Here is a 16,562-nt window from a genome sequence, read left to right as displayed (position 1 = left end):
TAGAGGAGGGGCAAAATGGACAAAGTCATTGACATCGAAGAGCGAATTCCATCCTTGCGGGAAAAGCGTCGCAGAAAAACGAATAAAAAATTCCTGTTCATGTTGACTGTGTTTGGTGTTGCGCTCCTAGCTATCCTTTATTTTCAATCCCCACTGAGTAAGCTAGAGATGATTAAGGTTAGCGGTGCGGTTCTCCACGAGCAGGCATTTTATGAGGAAAAAAGTGGTTTAACAATTGACAACTCTCTTTGGAGCTTCAGTACCGATGACATCGAAGAATCGATGGAGAAAATCGAAGGCGTACAAAAGGTGTCAGTGTCACGAAAATGGTTTAGGAGTATTGAAATCGAAATTACCGAATGGAAGACGGTTGCCTACTTAGAAGACGGGGGCCAGTATAGTTTACTGTTAGAAAGTGGTGAAACGTTTCCAACCGGTATGTTGTTACCTGAGGCTGAATCGCCTGTCTTGAATAATTTCAAGAATACCGATACGCGAAAGCGGATAACAGCACAGTTGCTGAAAATGGACGACACTGTCTATCACTTGATTTCAGAAGTTATTGTTACAGGGGATGAAAAGGATTCGGATAGTATTACAGTCTATATGGACGATGGCTTCGAGGTCCGCGCATTCATCTCAACATTTGCTGAGAAAATGGCTTATTATCCGGATATAACAGCACAATTGAACAGCTATGAAAAAGGTGTAATTGACATGGAAGTCGGGACGTTTTTCACTCCTTTTAGTAAAGTATATGGTCTAATAGGGGAGGAGGAGCCGATTGTCGAAGAAGGTGAATGATGCATACAAAAAGAGGGGAAGAAGTATTCTTTTTTCGGTTGTATTTCTTGTACTGGGCTTTATCCTCGCGTTTTCATATCGAACCCTTGGTATAAACCAGGAGACCGATAGTACTGGATCGCCAGCATTTAACAAGGAAGAGGATTACCGGGAAGGGTTAATCCGTCAGCAGGAACGGAATAAGGAACTGACCGATGAAATCGCCGCCAAGCAGGAAGAGATACGTGAGTATGAACGTTCTTTCTCCATGGGGGAGAAAGATCATGCCAGTCTCGTTGATGAGGCTAAAGATCTCCGCTTGCTGCTTGGTGTAATCCCTGCTATCGGACAAGGTGTTAAGGTTACTTTGAAAGACGCCGACTACGATCCTGTTGAACAGAATCCGAACGATTATATTGTTCATGAAAGTCATATTCTTCGGGTCGTCAACGAATTAAGGATTTCCGGAGCGCAAGGATTAGCGATAAATGGACATCGAATCACATCAAATTCTTATATAAAATGCACAGGGCCAGTCATTACGGTTGATGGAAGAACTTATCCGGCACCATTTGTTATAGAAGCGATTGGTGATATGAACGTTCTTTCTTCGGCCTTACATTTAAAAGGTGGTGTGATCGATAGCCTAATTCGGGACAATATCGTCGTTACTACAGAACAGTTAAAGGAAATCAGGCTGTCAGCTTTGCGCAATGAGAGTTGAGTAATGGTGTAGGGGGTTGGACGGATGAGAAAAACAATACACTGGAGATTTACACTAATTTTGCTCCTCGTCGGGTTTATGACAGCCGTTCAATTTAATTCGATGAAAAACCCGGAAGAACGAGATACGAGGGACATTTGGGCAATCCGTCAAGCCCTAGCAAGCGAGAAGCAATTCCATTCTGAATTGCTTTCTGAAATTCGTGAGTTGGACAAGACACTACTTACATACAAATCGATAAATATAGAAAACACGGGGAGAGCTCTAACCCAAACAGTGGACAAGCTTTATCGGCAAGCGGGTGTTACTGACGTTGAAGGACCGGGTATAATTATCAAAGTTCGGCCATCTGCTGAAAGTGTGGCCTTGGGTTTGCCAATCACTGGAATATCCCCAGATTTACTTACCCGTTTTGTCAATGAGTTGAATCGTTTTAAAAGCCTCGTTTTCGAAATTGATGGCAAAAGATATACGATATTGAGCTCCATCAGAGACATTAACGGAATGACGACTGTAAATGGGTTGAATGTTTCAACACCGCCCTTTTCCATGAAAATCATTTCCCCGACCCTTGCAGAAAGTGAGAAAGTATACAATTATTTAGTAGCCTCGGCAATTCACGATGACTTTTATCTGGATGATTTAATCCTTGAAGTTGGGGAACCAGAAATGGCGGTGGAAATCCGCGGTTATCCAGATAGGTTGGAAAATCAATTTTTAAAGGAATTGCCGAAAGGGGAATGACTTATGTGGTTACCATTACTTGGTCTTGTACTCGGAATTTCGCTGGGTCTATTATCAGATATTCAAATTCCACAGGTATATGACAATTACTTATCGATTGCTGTACTAGCTGCTCTTGATACGCTATTTGGTGGCATCAGGGCTCATTTGCAGCAAGTATACGATGATAAGGTGTTTGTATCTGGATTCTTCTTCAACATAGCACTGGCGGCCGCACTGGCGTTTTTAGGGGTGCATCTAGGAGTCGATTTATATCTTGCGGCAATTTTCGCATTTGGTGTCAGGCTATTCCAAAACATCGCCGTTATTAGAAGGATACTGCTTGTAAAATGGACAGAGCGGGGGAAAGTTTCCAACACAAATGTACATTAATGAAGGGGTTTGAATAAGAGATGTCGAAAATATTTAGACAATGCACTCCCAATGCAATAGAATGGGAGTTAAGAGTTGATTTAGGAGGTGCCAGTAATTGAGCCAATCAGAATTATATGTATCACTTGATATAGGTTCTTCGTCGGTTAAGGTGTTAGTAGGTGAAGTGGATGGCGGATCCTTGCACGTTATCGGAGTTGGCAATGTTCAATCTGCGGGAATCCGGAAAGGGACAATCATCGATATTGATGCAACTGTCCAATCTATCCGGAAAGCGGTTGAACAGGCTGAGAGAATGATAGGGATGCAAATCCGTGAAGTCATTCTGGGCATTCCTGCAAATGGCGTTTTGTTACAGGACGTCAAAGGGGTTGTGGCAGTTAACTCGGAGAATCGTGAAATTACTGATGACGACCTCGATCGGGTTATGAAATCAGCACAAGTCATGTCTGTTCCACCTGATCGGGAAATCGTTAATATCATTCCGAAACAATTCATCGTTGACGATTATGATGAAATAACGGATCCTCGGGGAATGATCGGTGTCCGGCTTGAAATGGACGGAACGCTAATAACTACATCAAAAACACTTATTCATAATATACTACGCTGCGTAGAACGGGCAGGTCTTGTAATCCAAGAAATTTATTTGCAACCGCTTGCTGCGGGTACGTTTGCTTTGACGAATGATGAAAAGAATCACGGCAGTGCATTTATCGATATTGGAGGAGGTTCTACCACAGTCTCCATATTTGGTGAAAACCGATTCATGGCTACAGCGGTGATACCGGTAGGTGGGGATCATATTACAAAAGATCTTTCAATTATATTGAAAACGCCAACTGAACAGGCAAGAAAAATTAAGCATCAGTATGGACATGCGTTCTCAGATGATGCATCGGATGATGAATTGTTTGAAGTACCCGTCATCGGTGCTGATTCAAAAGATCAATACAGCCAAAGATACATATCGGAAATTATCGGTGTTCGGCTTGAAGAACTTTTTGATCTCGTTCTGGAAGAGTTGTACCGCATGGGCGTACATGATTTACCAGGCGGAGTCGTATTGACCGGTGGCATAACAAAGATGGATGGTATCTTACAACTAGCGAGACATGTGTTGAAAACTAGGGTCCGTATCCATACACCGGAGTATATCGGGGTTAGAGAACCGATGTATGCAACTGCGGTAGGACTAATACGCTATGCACATATGCAAGATTCTTATTTTGGTCATGTCCCAGATTCACCGACAGTTTCGGCTTCCGATAATCATACGCCGGCTCCGGTTAACAAGAAAAAGTCAGTAGACCGGAACAAAGAAAAGAAACCTGGTATTTTAGATAAAGCAAAGAAAGTCTTTGACAATTTCTTCGAATGAGTCAATGAACAACTGTATGAAATGGACTAGGAGGAGAGACGATGCTAGAATTTGATACGAATGTTGACGCGTTAGCAGTCATCAAAGTAATTGGTGTTGGCGGTGGCGGTAATAATGCTGTAAATAGAATGATTGAACATGGTGTGCAAGGTGTGGAATTTATCGCGGTGAATACGGATGCACAGGCATTAAATCTTTCAACTGCTGAAGTGAAATTGCAGATTGGTGGTAAATTGACACGCGGACTTGGAGCTGGTGCGAATCCGGAAGTTGGTAAAAAAGCTGCTGAAGAAAGCAGAGAACAAATCGAAGAAGCATTGCGTGGATCTGATATGGTATTTGTTACTGCAGGCATGGGCGGTGGAACAGGAACTGGGGCTGCTCCGGTCATCGCGCAAATTGCGAAAGATCTAGGTGCACTGACTGTAGGTGTTGTGACTAGACCGTTCACTTTTGAAGGGCGGAAACGTCAGACACAGGCAATCGGCGGTATAACATCTATGAAAGAATCTGTGGATACACTTATCGTTATTCCTAATGATAAATTGCTTGAAATTGTAGATAAAAATACGCCGATGCTAGAAGCTTTCCGTGAAGCTGATAATGTACTTCGTCAAGGGGTTCAAGGTATTTCCGACTTGATCGCAGTCCCTGGACTTATCAACTTGGACTTTGCTGACGTTAAGACAATCATGTCCAATAAAGGCTCTGCCCTGATGGGGATTGGGATGTCTACAGGAGAAAATCGTGCAGCTGAAGCGGCGAAAAAAGCCATTTCAAGCCCACTGCTCGAAACGTCAATCGACGGTGCAAAAGGTGTGCTTATGAATATCACAGGTGGTTCAAACTTGAGTCTATTCGAAGTACAGGAAGCCGCAGATATCGTTGCTTCAGCTTCAGATGAAGATGTGAATATGATCTTCGGTTCTGTCATTAATGACAACTTGAAGGATGAAATTATCGTAACAGTCATTGCAACAGGCTTCAGTGAAGAACAGCTTACCGTAGCACGTCCTGCAAGAAGCCCTGGCTTCGGTGCAAGTCGTACTCAAACGACTCGTGAGCAGCAACCGTCAACACAACAGCCACCAACACGGGAGCGTAGCAGAGAGGAAGCGCCACAGTTCCAACAACCGGAACCGACACGCCAACCTCAAAGTAGTCAACAGGATGACACGCTCGATATTCCGACGTTTTTACGCAATCGTCGCCGTTAATAATGAAAGACCAAAAGCTTTCCGAAAAGTGCAATTGCACTTTTCGGAAAGCTTTTTTTACAGACTTTCCGAGCGAGAAAGCCCAATTCCTTTAGGGTTGGGATGATAGCGAGGTCGGGATAAGGCGTGGCTTCTGCCGCGTCAAAACCCGAAATACGAAAATCTATCGCTCCGCATTTTTGGAATATTAGGACTACTAATGTACGAACGTATGTGTGAAGTGGTATAATGAAAGCACGAATATAGAAACACAAAAATATCTGTGTCATTCATCAACAATCGTTTCAATATCTACTTGATTATGTTGGGAATCAGAAAAAGCGTCACTAGAAAGGTGCTAAAACCAATGGCAAGAAAACGTACTCCGACCTATACAATTGAGCTTCCGCTAGCTATTCCTGTTTGGCAACAACATCGTTTGGAGAAGAAATTTAAGATTGCTCGGAACGTCTACAATTCTTGTTTAGGTGAAGCCCTCAAACGTCATAATCGTGTGAAAGTGGATAAAAAGTATCGCGCTTTATTAAATGAACCTAAGTCCAAAGAGCGTAGCAAACAGCTATCAGATATCCGTTTATCCTATGGCTTTTCGGAATACGGTTTGCACGATTTCGTGAAATCTGTTCAACACAAATTCAAAGAAAATATCGGTAGTTTTGAAGCACAAAAACTTGCGACTCGGGCTTTTCAAGCAGTTGAGAAACTCCATTTTAGACAAGCAAAAAACGTACATTTTAAAGCGTTTAATGATGCGATTTCCATTGAAAATAAATCAAATACGACAGGTATGCGGTATGCGGATGGCCATATTCTTTGGGGAGATAAGCCAACAAAGAAACATCCGAAGCCTAAGAACTGGCTTTGTATGCCCATTGCACCCAAAGCTAGGGATAAATATGCACACCTCGCCTTGCTAGATCAGACAAAGTACGTGCGAATCTTGAAGGTTGAAATACGTGGCAAGGTTCGCTACTTCGTACAACTGATTCAAGAGGGCTACCCACCAATAAAATCAAAGCGAAAGGTTGCGAATGATGAGGCCAAACGTGTAGGAATTGATATTGGCACTTCTACCATCGCAATCAGTAGTGAAAACACGGTAGCACTTCGTGAACTTGCGCCAGCGTGTAACGTAGATGAAGCTGAGCTGCGAAGTATCCAACGCAAAATGGATCGCTCTAAAAGGGCCACTAACCCGGATAATTTCAATGAAAATGGAACAGTGAAGAAAGGTAGACATATCTGGAACTTTTCCTACCGGTACAGGAAGCTGCTTAAGAAACGCAAGGAACACTATCGAAAAGTCGCAGTTCAACGGAAAATGTCACATGAGAAGTTAGCGAACGAGATCCTTGCGCTCGGTTCTGATATACGCGTGGAAACGATGCGGTTTCAATCGCTACAAAAGCGAGCGAAGAAGACAACACGCAATCAGAAGAACGGCAAGATCAACCGTAAGAAACGGTTTGGGAAGTCAATCGCCAACCGTGCCCCTGCCATGCTACTCGAGATCATCGATCGAAAACTTGGTTATCAACAACGGTCCATCAAAAAGATAGATACCTATGCGACAAAGGCCAGTCAGTTCAATCATTTGACTGGGGAATACACAAAGAAACAACTTTCGGAACGATGGAATGGTGTTGGAGGACTTCGTATCCAACGCGATTTATACAGTGCTTTCTTAATCGGAAACACGACTGAAAAACTCAATTCCATTGACGTAGATGTATGCAACGCACAATGGGACAACTTTGTTAACCTGCATACCCGTGAGATTGCACGTCTAACACAATCATCTAGTCAAACATTGCGTTGGTTTGTCGCCTAATCACAAACCTGATTGGTCGTGAAACGCCCAAGAGAAGCGGAACGATAAGCACACAAGGGGTCTAGCGCCTGCTTGGAGAAGTGCCTTGCGAAACGCAATACGTCCGTTAATGTTCTAGTAGAACGTACACCAGTGCTTCGGTAGAAACTCTTTTCGCAAGGAAAGATAAGGATACTGTTGAGAAGTGTACTAGGCAACAATTTGCCGCTGTATCCTAGAACCCCACTGCTTTAGCGGTGGGAGTTGTCAGGTTTGGTTCGGTATGAAGTGGATTAGGTGATGGCTGATTATTGTTGGGTGCCCGATCATAAAGCGTAGCCGACCGATCATATAACCCAACCAACCGATCATATCTCTTCTTTCAATCAACTAGCTCACCCGAAATCTGAAATCGAATCCTGTCGATTTCTTTTTTTTGCCTGCCCCTAGTTCCGACAAACATTTTACGGCATAGGTGCTATCGTTGTTGTCAGGGAGGGCGGCTTATGTATGGGGAATTCATTGTCGGAGTGAATATGCTGTTTAATTATGCAATTCTTTCATTCGCCAACAAAGTTGGAAACGTACAAGCCTCCCGCGGACGACTATTGTTCGCCTCTTTTGCGGGTGCGATGCCTGTCGTTATCTTTCCATCATCGGTGAGTGTTGTGGTTTTATCTTTTATTTGCATGACCGTTTGCGCTTTTGGAAAGGCTTTTGAGCTGTGGAAAAAGTCTGCGACAATGGTTTTGGTAGGAGCGGTCTTTGCTGGTGGTTTACTAACGGCTTTTCAATATCGCGTCCATATGTCCAGTTCATCATTTGCAGTTCTTGCCTATGCAGTTGTCGCATACGTCTCTCTTTATTTCATGAGAAAAAAGTGGCTTGATGTCAGAACTGCACGTCATGTATCCGCACTTCGGGCGTCTTCCGTACTCTCTATTTGGGATGCAGATGTTGAGGTTGATGTTTTCATCGATTCGGGGAACGGTTGCACGGAGCCATTATCAGGTTCACCTGTCCATTTTGTATCGTTAAAGGCGCTGGAAAAACATATACCGGAAGATTTGATGAAGCCTTTGCTTGCTTGGAATCCTCAGGGGACACCTTCAATGTCGGAGTTTCCTGGTGGCTATCACAAACAAATACGGCTGATTCGATTAATGACGGTACAAGGTCAATCCTGGGCAGTTGGTTTTCGATTCAAGCGATGGATTTTAGGGGGAGGTAACGCGTTGGAACCAGGTTATATTGTAGTGACAAAGAATGACCGCCGTTATCCGGACGGCGCGGGAGCTATCTTGCATGTATCCGCAATGGAGTCATTAAATGGGGAGAGGGGAACTGTTTATGCTGTATAAATTTAGAAAATGGATGTCGATAATCACCAGCTTTTTTAAACGAAAAAGCGGCACATACTATATCGGAGGCCATGAATCCCTTCCAAAGCCATTGACCCGGGAAGAAGAAGCAATAACAATCGCAGCATTTATGAACGGCGATATGAACGCGCGTGACAGGTTAATTGAAAAAAATCTTCGTCTTGTTGTTTACATTGCGCGTCGTTTTGATAACACGAATACACATATTGAAGATCTTATCAGCATAGGTGCTATCGGACTTATAAAGGCAATCGAAACTTTTAAAACCGACAAAAACATCAAGTTAGCCACTTATGCATCCCGCTGTATTGAAAATGAGATTCTGATGCATCTTCGAAAAACAAACAAGACACGATCCGAAATTTCTTTTGATGAACCGTTAAATTCAGATGCGGACGGGAATGAATTACTGTTATCGGATATTCTTGGTACAGATGAGCATATTATCATCGATGATGTCGAAAGAAAAATCGAGCGTCAGCATATGATTGAAGCGATTACGAGTCTCGATGAACGAGAGCGCTACATTATGGAATGCCGTTTCGGTTTGACGGGACAAGAGGAAATGACACAAAAAGAAGTGGCAGAACTGCTTGGAATTTCTCAATCCTATATTTCACGGCTTGAAAAGAAAATTATCTCGGAACTGCGTGAAAGCTTGAATCATCCGATTGCATAATGGTTGAAATTGGCGATGCTGATTCCCGCATATTCTGGACGACTGCGGACAGACTATCTTGTACAGTCATCTACAGAATGCGGAGGAAAAGCGAATGGTACGTACAAGAGTTGAAATTTGTGGAATCGATACGTCCGAATTGCCGTTACTCACAAACGACGTGATGAAAGCAACGTTTATCAGGTTGCAGAGCGGAGATCATGCAGCAAGGGAAGAGCTCGTCATTGGCAATTTGCGACTCGTCCTCAGTCTGGTACAAAGATTTGCATACAGGGGGGAACAAGCGGATGATTTATTTCAAGTCGGATGTATCGGCTTACTTAAATCAATAGACAATTTCGATTTGAAACATAATGTCAGATTTTCAACATACGCAGTACCGATGATTATTGGGGAAATTAAAAGACATCTACGTGATCATCATTCAATACGGGTATCGAGATCACTTCGAGATACCGCTTATAAGGCAATTAGAGCGAAAGAGCAGTTCATTAACGATAATCAAAAAGAACCGCGAATTTCGGATTTGTCTGAAGTGACAGGTATACCTGCCGACGATATTCTCTTTGCACTTGATGCAATTCAAGATCCTATGTCACTTCATGAGCCAATGAATGGCGATGGCGGTGATCCTGTGTTCATGATGGATCAGATACAGGACAAAACGGTTTCAGAAGAACGGTGGCTGACGTATGTATCTGTAAAAGATACTGTATCTAGTATGGATGAAAGGCAGCAAGCAATTCTTTCAAAACGGTTTTATTTGGGACAAACGCAGACTGAGATAGCCAAGGAATTAGGCATTTCACAAGCCCAAATTTCAAGACTGGAAAAAAGTGCTGTTAAAACCATTCGTGATGGAATGGAACAATAATGATAAATCTAACGCAATGCGCTAACTGCATTGCGTTTTTTCTTGCGCCTGTGTGCATATATTCACTGTAAGGAGGGATTTTATGAGGTTTTCAGAAATACAAAAAAAAGAGGTTATCGACGCTACTAAGGGGACATTCCTAGGATTCGTCCAGGATGCAACGATTGATACTGTAACTGGAAAAGTTGAATCCTTGCATGTCGGCGGTGGAGAACGAAACAGTTTTTTTGATACAAAAGACAAGGATACGAAAAAAGTCAATCTTAAAGAGATTACAACAATCGGTAAAGATATTGTGCTTGTGGGTAAAAAGAATGCAGAAAAATGATTTATTATTGATATGTTCAGCCTAGGTTGGTACAATGAAGTGAAAGATTGAGGAAAAGTAGTGATAAAAATGGGAAATTTACAACAACGAATACAAAAAATCGAACAAGATATACAAGCAACTTGTGACCGCGTAGGTCGAAACAGATCTGAAGTTACGGTCGTTGCTGTTACGAAGGAAGTTTCGGCAGCAAGAACATCTGCAGTGCTGGAAGAAAATATCCTCCATCTTGGCGAAAATCGTCCTGAAGGCCTTCTAGGGAAACAGGAAATGATACAAGGTGGTGCGATTTGGCATTTCATCGGTAATGTTCAAAGCAGAAAAGTGAAAGAAATCATCAATCAAATTGACTATTTACATTCAATTGATCGAATGAGTTTGGTGAAAGAAATCCATAAGCGCGCCAATCATGTTGTTAATTGTTTCATTCAAGTGAATGTTTCCGGTGAATCAAGTAAATCAGGTGTAACACCAGCTGAACTTGATAGATTTATTGAAGAAGTAGCGCCTTATGATAAAGTTCGAATTATAGGTTTAATGACAATGGCTCCATTCATTAAGGATATGGATGAGATTCGTTCTGTATTCCGGTCATTAAGGGAACTTCGAGACGGTATCTCAGCGAAAAGTTTACCACATGCGCCTTGTACTCAATTGTCCATGGGAATGTCAAATGATTTCATTATCGCTATTGAAGAAGGTGCAACCCATGTAAGAATCGGGACTGCACTTGTCGGAGCAGAAAGCGAGGGAGACGTATGAGCATTAAAAACAAGTTTGAGAAATGGTTTTACTTGGACGATGAAGAAAAAGAAGTACAAGAACAGCCACGCCGGGAAGAACAGCGTCCTGTGCAGGAACAGCCGCGCGGCAGGGCACCAATGAGGAAGCAAGTAGCAGGCGAACCACAACAATCAGCAACGGTTGTCAGTTTGCAAAGTGTTCAGAAGTCTTCCAAAGTCATACTAATTGAGCCGCGAGTCTATGCGGAGGCACAAGATATTTCTGAGCACTTGAAAAATAAACGGGCAGTTGTTGTGAATTTACAGCGAATTGAACGTGATCAAGGAATTCGAATTGTCGATTTCCTAAGCGGTACTGTTTATGCGCTTGGTGGAGATATTCAGCGAATTGGAACGGATATATTCCTTTGTGTACCAGAAAATGTGGAGGTTGCTGGTGCAATCTCCGATTACTTCGAACGATAGAATCTGAATGAGGTGTACCAAACAGAATGGAAAATATTTTAGGGTTAATTTATCAAGGTATATCAGGAGCAATCTCTATATACTCAATACTTCTTATTATTTATATACTAATGTCATGGATACCTGCTTCACGTGAGACTAAGTTTGGTATAATGCTTGGGAAGATTACCGAACCCTATTTAGGGTTTTTCAGAAAATTTATCCCACCACTTGGAATGATTGATATATCACCGATCGTTGGCATATTTGCGTTGAGGTTTATTTCTGATGGTGTTACAGCAATATTTAGAATGCTTTTATAAAATGATTATGTTGTCCTCACTTATGTGAGGATTTTTCTATAAGGAGCCGATGAAATGGAAACGATACTGCAGCATTTCAGAAAAGATGAACAGCCTTTCATTGAAATGGCAATTGGCTGGATACGTGAAGTGGAGGATACTTATTCTCCCAAACTAACGGGATTTCTGGATCCTAGGCAACAGCGCATTGTAGAATCGCTTGCGGGCAGTTCGATGCTACTAGTCGGATTGTATGGAGCTTTTCCAGCAGCGGAAAGACGAAGAGTTCTTATTTATCCAGATTATTATGTGCCAGAACCAGCAGATTATCGGATAGCCATGTTTGATGTTAAATATGCTTCTAAGTTTTTGAAACTTGATCACAAGGACATCCTAGGCTCGATGATGTCTTTAGGCATCGACCGTTCGAAATTCGGGGACATCCGGGTGCTAGCTGATGAAGTCCAGTTTGCAGTTGCTGATGAGTTAAAGGATTATATGACGGCTAATTTTTTATCGATTGGAAAAGCAAAAGTGACGGTTGAAGAAAGTAAACGTCCGGAAGACTGGATTGTTACTACGGATACATGGACAGAGGAACTGCATATCGTTAGTTCATTACGACTGGATGTAGTAACCGCAGCATTAGTCACTATTCCACGCCAAAAAGCGGCATCACTGGTACACGGTGAAAAAGTGAAAGTAAACTGGGCTGTTAGGGATCAGCCAGCATTCGAGCTTCAAGAATCAGATATGATATCAATTAGAGGTTCGGGTCGTTTTAAAGTGATTGCGATTGAAGGAAGAACGCGTAAAGATAAAATTCGGCTCATTGTCGGGAAATTAGAATGATTGTTCAGATAATAGTTTGAAAAAGAACTGTTATCTGATGTCTTAACATGTATAATAGAGAATGAATAAGTTAAAGGGGAGATGCTTCAAATGGCTTTATCACCACTTGATATACATAATAAAGAATTTGCTAATAAGTTCCGTGGGTATGATGAAGATGAAGTAAATGAGTTTTTGGAACAAATCATGAAAGACTTTGAAAATGTTCTGGAAGAAAATAAAGCATTGAAAAGTAGTTTGAAACAATCGGAAGATCAGGTCTCCCATTTTAACTCAATCGAGCAAACGCTGCAAAAATCGATTCTTATCGCACAGGAAGCTGCAGAGGACGTTCGTCGTAACTCTATGAAAGAATCGAAATTGATTGTTAAGGAAGCAGAAAAAAACGCGGACAGAATTGTCAATGAGGCACTTTCCCGTGCACGTAGAATTTCTGTTGAAATTGAAGATCTTAAGAAGCAGTCGAAGGTTTTCCGTACACGTTTCAAAATGCTTATTGAAGCACAGCTTGATCTGATTCAATCAGATGACTGGGACGTTTTACTTGAATATGAAATCGATGCAGAGCGTTTAGAAATGGCAGCCGACCTGGATTCATAAGGAAACTTGACTTTGGTCTTAAATCACACATATACTTATAGGCATATATTTAGAACAGGCGTTGAAGGAGAAAGTACCTTCCAAATCTATGAGCAGCGAGCCGGGGGCGGTGGAAGCCCGGTCAATGGATTGGAAATGAAGATCACTCTTGAGCCGGATTACGGAATGATTTACGTGATCCCGGAAACACCCCGTTATGGTGTCTGAGTGGTAGCAAATTTGTTTGCTGCAAGTAGGGTGGTAACGCGAGAATAATTCTTCGTCCCTTTTAAGGGGCGGGGATTTTTTTGTGCCTACAGGAAGTAGGTATGCAGTCGTTGCGACAGGACGTCGCGCCATTAGACTGCGATCTATATACAGGATGTAGGTATGCAGTCGTCGCGACAGGACGTCGCGTACTAAGACTGCCTTCCTTTTCACTTATGACTGTCCGGGCTGGACGGCGCCTTATGCTTTTCAATTATAAAGGAGGAAAAAACATGGAGTACAAAGATACATTACTTATGCCGAAAACAGAATTCCCGATGCGAGGTAACTTACCTAACAAAGAGCCGTTACTGCAAGAAAAATGGGCAGAGATGGACATTTATAAAAAAGTGCAGGAAAGAACTGCGGGTCGCCCGTTCTTCGTCTTACACGATGGTCCTCCATATGCGAATGGCGATCTTCATATGGGTCATGCCATGAACAAAGTATTGAAAGATATGATTGTCCGCCATAAATCAATGACAGGCTTCCATGCGCCATACGTTCCAGGCTGGGATACGCACGGACTGCCGATTGAACAGGCATTAGTAAACAAAGGCGTAAAAAGAAAAGAATTGTCAGTAGCGGAATTCCGTAAAATGTGTGAGGAATATGCGCTTGGCCAAATTGACAATCAGCGTAGCCAGTTCAAACGGATTGGTGTAAGGGGCGATTGGGATAATCCGTATATCACGCTAAAACCAGCTTTTGAGGCGCGTCAAATTCAAGTATTTGGTGAGATGGCTAAAAAAGGATATATCTATAAAGGGTTGAAACCGGTTTATTGGTCACCATCAAGTGAATCTGCACTTGCTGAAGCAGAAATCGAATATCAAGATAAGAAATCAGCATCTATTTATGTTAGTTTCCCTGTGAAAGATGGACTGGGCGTTATTGACGAAGATGTTAACTTCTTAATCTGGACGACGACTCCATGGACGATTCCTGCAAACCTTGGGATTTCTGTCCATCCTGAATTCACATATGTCATTGTTAAAGCTTTAGAAGAGAAATTCCTGATCGCCAAAGATCTTCTTGCATTTGTTGCAAAAGAAATTGGTTGGGAAGACTATTCCGTCGAGCGGGAACTGAAAGGTTCTGAACTTGACCGTGTCGTTGCTAAGCATCCATTGTATGACCGTGATTCGCTTGTTATGCTTGGTGATCACGTTACAGCTGAAGCGGGTACTGGATGTGTCCATACAGCTCCAGGCCACGGGGAAGATGACTTCTACGTGTCTAAATCTTATGGCATTGATGCCCTTTCTCCTATCGATGACCGCGGTGTCATGACTGATGAAGCACCAGGCTTTGAAGGTCTATTTTATGAAGATGCAAATAAAGCAGTTACTGAAGCGCTTGATAAAGTGAATGCACTTAAGAAACTATCATTTATCACGCACTCGTACCCGCATGACTGGCGCACGAAAAAACCGGTTATTTACCGCGCGACAGCACAATGGTTCGCTTCAATTGAATCGTTCCGCCCGGAATTGCTTGAAGCAATCAAAAACACGAAATTCACACCTTCTTGGGGTGAAACGAGACTGTATAATATGGTTCGCGATCGCGGTGACTGGTGTATTTCTCGTCAGCGTGTATGGGGTGTTCCAATTCCAGTATTTTACGCTGAAAATGGTGAACCAATCATTACAGATGAAACGATTGCCAACGTTTCGGAACTATTCCGTGAAAACGGGTCAAATGTCTGGTTTGAACGAGAAGCAAAAGATTTACTGCCAGAAGGCTTCACGCACGAAGGAAGCCCGAACGGAGTGTTTACAAAAGAGACGGACATCATGGACGTCTGGTTCGATTCAGGCTCAACGCACCAAGGTGTGCTAGTAGAACGAGATGATCTTGTTTACCCTGCTGACTTATATCTTGAAGGATCTGACCAATACCGAGGATGGTTTAACTCATCTCTTACGACAAGTGTTGCCATCAATGGCCATGCGCCTTATAAAGGTGTGCTAAGCCACGGCTTCACGCTTGACGGCGAAGGACGTAAAATGAGTAAATCTATCGGTAATGTCATCATCCCTGCAAAGGTAATGAACCAACTAGGTGCAGATATTCTTCGTCTATGGGTATCGTCTGTTGATTATACAGCGGACGTACGAGTTTCTGATTCTAACTTCAAGCAAGTTTCTGAAGTGTATAGAAAAATTCGTAACACACTTCGTTTCCTACACGGCAATACATCAGATTTCAATCCGGCTACAGATTCAGTAGCGTTTGAAAATCTTCGTACAGTAGACAAATTTGTCTATGTGAAATTACAGGATTTGATCAAAGAAGTGCGCAATGCTTATGAAAACTATGAATTTGCTAGTGTTTACCATGCGGTGAATAATTTCTGTACAGGTGAATTGAGCTCGTTCTACCTAGATATCGCGAAAGATGTTGTCTACATCGAAGGTGCAGACCATCCACATCGCCGTGCGATGCAAACAGTGATGTATGAAACGTTGATTGCTTTGTTGAAATTGTTAACACCGATTGTGCCACACACGACAGATGAAATGTGGGCATTTATCGAGCATAAAACTGAAGAAAGTATTCAACTAACAGATATGCCAGAAGCACAAGATCTAGGAGCAGAAGCACAGGCTTTGCGTGAGCGTTTTGCTACATTGATGCTTGTTCGTGATGACGTTCTGAAGGCACTTGAAGAAGCGCGTAATGGTAAAGTTATCGGGAAATCGCTTGAAGCGAAAGTAACAGTTGCTGTCCCTGAAAACCTGAAAGATGTATTCGCAGCGGATGATATCGACTTCGCACAATTCTTCATCGTATCGAAGTTTGCTGAAGGAGATTTCGCTAACATGCCGGAAGGTACTTTGAAACTGGACGCTGTAAGTGTTCTTGTTGAAAATGCAGATGGCGAAAAATGTGAGCGTTGCTGGACGATTTCTGAAACAATCGGATCAGACGAAACACATCCTACACTATGTACGCGTTGTGCAGATGTTGTGAAAGTTCATTATTCGTAATACTGTCAAACGCTAAGTCGCTGCTGCTGTCTTTATATAAGACTGGCAGCAGTGGCTTTTTATATTATTCATTTAGCGTTGAAAC

17 protein-coding genes and 1 other annotated feature are annotated in these 16,562 nt (G+C 42.5%); all 17 genes read left to right on the top strand.

Annotated elements, in window-relative coordinates:
* Positions 1-15: 15 nt before the first annotated feature.
* The 17 genes from H2672_RS10800 to ileS all read left to right on the top strand — a co-directional run bounded on the left by H2672_RS10800 (position 16) and on the right by ileS (position 16,477).
* Positions 16-804, top strand: a complete 789-nt coding sequence (locus H2672_RS10800; protein WP_186671316.1) for a cell division protein FtsQ/DivIB — start codon at positions 16-18, stop codon at positions 802-804.
* Complete coding sequence (locus tag H2672_RS10795) at positions 785-1,507, top strand: DUF881 domain-containing protein (protein ID WP_186671315.1); 723 nt, start codon at positions 785-787, stop codon at positions 1,505-1,507. Before H2672_RS10800 ends, H2672_RS10795 begins: the two co-directional genes overlap by 20 nt.
* A gap of 24 nt (positions 1,508-1,531) precedes the next feature.
* Complete coding sequence (locus tag H2672_RS10790) at positions 1,532-2,251, top strand: DUF881 domain-containing protein (protein WP_186671314.1); 720 nt, start codon at positions 1,532-1,534, stop codon at positions 2,249-2,251.
* 3 nt (positions 2,252-2,254) lie between these two features.
* Complete coding sequence (locus tag H2672_RS10785; RefSeq protein WP_186671313.1) at positions 2,255-2,623, top strand: small basic family protein; 369 nt, start codon at positions 2,255-2,257, stop codon at positions 2,621-2,623.
* A gap of 97 nt (positions 2,624-2,720) precedes the next feature.
* On the top strand, positions 2,721-4,004 hold the full coding sequence (gene ftsA / locus H2672_RS10780) for a cell division protein FtsA (protein ID WP_186671312.1): 1,284 nt from the start codon (positions 2,721-2,723) through the stop codon (positions 4,002-4,004).
* A 41-nt stretch (positions 4,005-4,045) separates the two neighbouring features.
* On the top strand, positions 4,046-5,221 hold the full coding sequence (ftsZ, locus tag H2672_RS10775; protein ID WP_186671311.1) for a cell division protein FtsZ: 1,176 nt from the start codon (positions 4,046-4,048) through the stop codon (positions 5,219-5,221).
* A 346-nt stretch (positions 5,222-5,567) separates the two neighbouring features.
* Positions 5,568-7,052, top strand: coding sequence for a transposase (locus H2672_RS10770; protein ID WP_186671310.1), 1,485 nt, complete (start codon positions 5,568-5,570; stop codon positions 7,050-7,052).
* A 485-nt stretch (positions 7,053-7,537) separates the two neighbouring features.
* The gene (locus H2672_RS10765; protein WP_186671309.1) at positions 7,538-8,392 is read left to right on the top strand and encodes a sigma-E processing peptidase SpoIIGA; all 855 of its coding nucleotides are present in this window, start codon (positions 7,538-7,540) and stop codon (positions 8,390-8,392) included.
* Positions 8,382-9,092 carry an RNA polymerase sporulation sigma factor SigE gene (gene sigE / locus H2672_RS10760; protein WP_186671308.1) on the top strand — a complete coding sequence of 237 codons (711 nt, stop codon included), beginning with the start codon at positions 8,382-8,384 and terminating at the stop codon, positions 9,090-9,092. The genes H2672_RS10765 and sigE overlap by 11 nt, the downstream gene beginning before the upstream one ends.
* 94 nt (positions 9,093-9,186) lie before the next feature.
* A complete protein-coding gene (gene sigG, locus H2672_RS10755; protein ID WP_186671307.1) occupies positions 9,187-9,966 on the top strand; it encodes an RNA polymerase sporulation sigma factor SigG in 780 nt (259 codons plus the stop codon).
* An 82-nt stretch (positions 9,967-10,048) separates the two neighbouring features.
* On the top strand, positions 10,049-10,294 hold the full coding sequence (locus tag H2672_RS10750; protein ID WP_067211451.1) for a PRC-barrel domain-containing protein: 246 nt from the start codon (positions 10,049-10,051) through the stop codon (positions 10,292-10,294).
* 69 nt (positions 10,295-10,363) lie between these two features.
* Positions 10,364-11,056 (top strand): YggS family pyridoxal phosphate-dependent enzyme, encoded by a 693-nt coding sequence (locus H2672_RS10745; protein WP_186671306.1) that lies wholly within the window; start codon positions 10,364-10,366, stop codon positions 11,054-11,056.
* Positions 11,053-11,502 (top strand): cell division protein SepF, encoded by a 450-nt coding sequence (locus tag H2672_RS10740; RefSeq protein WP_186671305.1) that lies wholly within the window; start codon positions 11,053-11,055, stop codon positions 11,500-11,502. Before H2672_RS10745 ends, H2672_RS10740 begins: the two co-directional genes overlap by 4 nt.
* Before the next feature lie 26 nt (positions 11,503-11,528).
* Positions 11,529-11,804, top strand: coding sequence for a YggT family protein (locus tag H2672_RS10735; protein WP_186671304.1), 276 nt, complete (start codon positions 11,529-11,531; stop codon positions 11,802-11,804).
* A gap of 54 nt (positions 11,805-11,858) precedes the next feature.
* The gene (locus H2672_RS10730; RefSeq protein WP_186671303.1) at positions 11,859-12,635 is read left to right on the top strand and encodes a YlmH family RNA-binding protein; all 777 of its coding nucleotides are present in this window, start codon (positions 11,859-11,861) and stop codon (positions 12,633-12,635) included.
* A 90-nt stretch (positions 12,636-12,725) separates the two neighbouring features.
* The gene (locus H2672_RS10725; RefSeq protein WP_186671302.1) at positions 12,726-13,235 is read left to right on the top strand and encodes a DivIVA domain-containing protein; all 510 of its coding nucleotides are present in this window, start codon (positions 12,726-12,728) and stop codon (positions 13,233-13,235) included.
* Between the two features lie 52 nt (positions 13,236-13,287).
* Positions 13,288-13,505: a binding site (T-box leader), on the top strand.
* Between the two features lie 209 nt (positions 13,506-13,714).
* Positions 13,715-16,477 (top strand): isoleucine--tRNA ligase, encoded by a 2,763-nt coding sequence (gene ileS / locus H2672_RS10720; protein ID WP_186671301.1) that lies wholly within the window; start codon positions 13,715-13,717, stop codon positions 16,475-16,477.
* Positions 16,478-16,562: the final 85 nt, after the last annotated feature.

It is taken from the genome of Sporosarcina sp. BP05, assembly GCF_014282005.1.
Taxonomy (GTDB): domain Bacteria; phylum Bacillota; class Bacilli; order Bacillales_A; family Planococcaceae; genus Sporosarcina.
Note: the sequence above shows the minus strand (reverse complement) of the source record. Positions and strands in the feature narration are given on the sequence as shown.

Coding starts and splice junctions, on each gene's coding strand:
- H2672_RS10800 (WP_186671316.1), top strand. CDS start 16: ATGGACAAAGTCATTGACATCGAAGAGCGAATTCCATCCTTGCGGGAA.
- H2672_RS10790 (WP_186671314.1), top strand. CDS start 1,532: ATGAGAAAAACAATACACTGGAGATTTACACTAATTTTGCTCCTCGTC.
- H2672_RS10785 (WP_186671313.1), top strand. CDS start 2,255: ATGTGGTTACCATTACTTGGTCTTGTACTCGGAATTTCGCTGGGTCTA.
- ftsZ (WP_186671311.1), top strand. CDS start 4,046: ATGCTAGAATTTGATACGAATGTTGACGCGTTAGCAGTCATCAAAGTA.
- H2672_RS10770 (WP_186671310.1), top strand. CDS start 5,568: ATGGCAAGAAAACGTACTCCGACCTATACAATTGAGCTTCCGCTAGCT.
- H2672_RS10765 (WP_186671309.1), top strand. CDS start 7,538: ATGTATGGGGAATTCATTGTCGGAGTGAATATGCTGTTTAATTATGCA.
- sigE (WP_186671308.1), top strand. CDS start 8,382: ATGCTGTATAAATTTAGAAAATGGATGTCGATAATCACCAGCTTTTTT.
- sigG (WP_186671307.1), top strand. CDS start 9,187: ATGGTACGTACAAGAGTTGAAATTTGTGGAATCGATACGTCCGAATTG.
- H2672_RS10750 (WP_067211451.1), top strand. CDS start 10,049: ATGAGGTTTTCAGAAATACAAAAAAAAGAGGTTATCGACGCTACTAAG.
- H2672_RS10745 (WP_186671306.1), top strand. CDS start 10,364: ATGGGAAATTTACAACAACGAATACAAAAAATCGAACAAGATATACAA.
- H2672_RS10740 (WP_186671305.1), top strand. CDS start 11,053: ATGAGCATTAAAAACAAGTTTGAGAAATGGTTTTACTTGGACGATGAA.
- H2672_RS10735 (WP_186671304.1), top strand. CDS start 11,529: ATGGAAAATATTTTAGGGTTAATTTATCAAGGTATATCAGGAGCAATC.
- H2672_RS10730 (WP_186671303.1), top strand. CDS start 11,859: ATGGAAACGATACTGCAGCATTTCAGAAAAGATGAACAGCCTTTCATT.
- H2672_RS10725 (WP_186671302.1), top strand. CDS start 12,726: ATGGCTTTATCACCACTTGATATACATAATAAAGAATTTGCTAATAAG.
- ileS (WP_186671301.1), top strand. CDS start 13,715: ATGGAGTACAAAGATACATTACTTATGCCGAAAACAGAATTCCCGATG.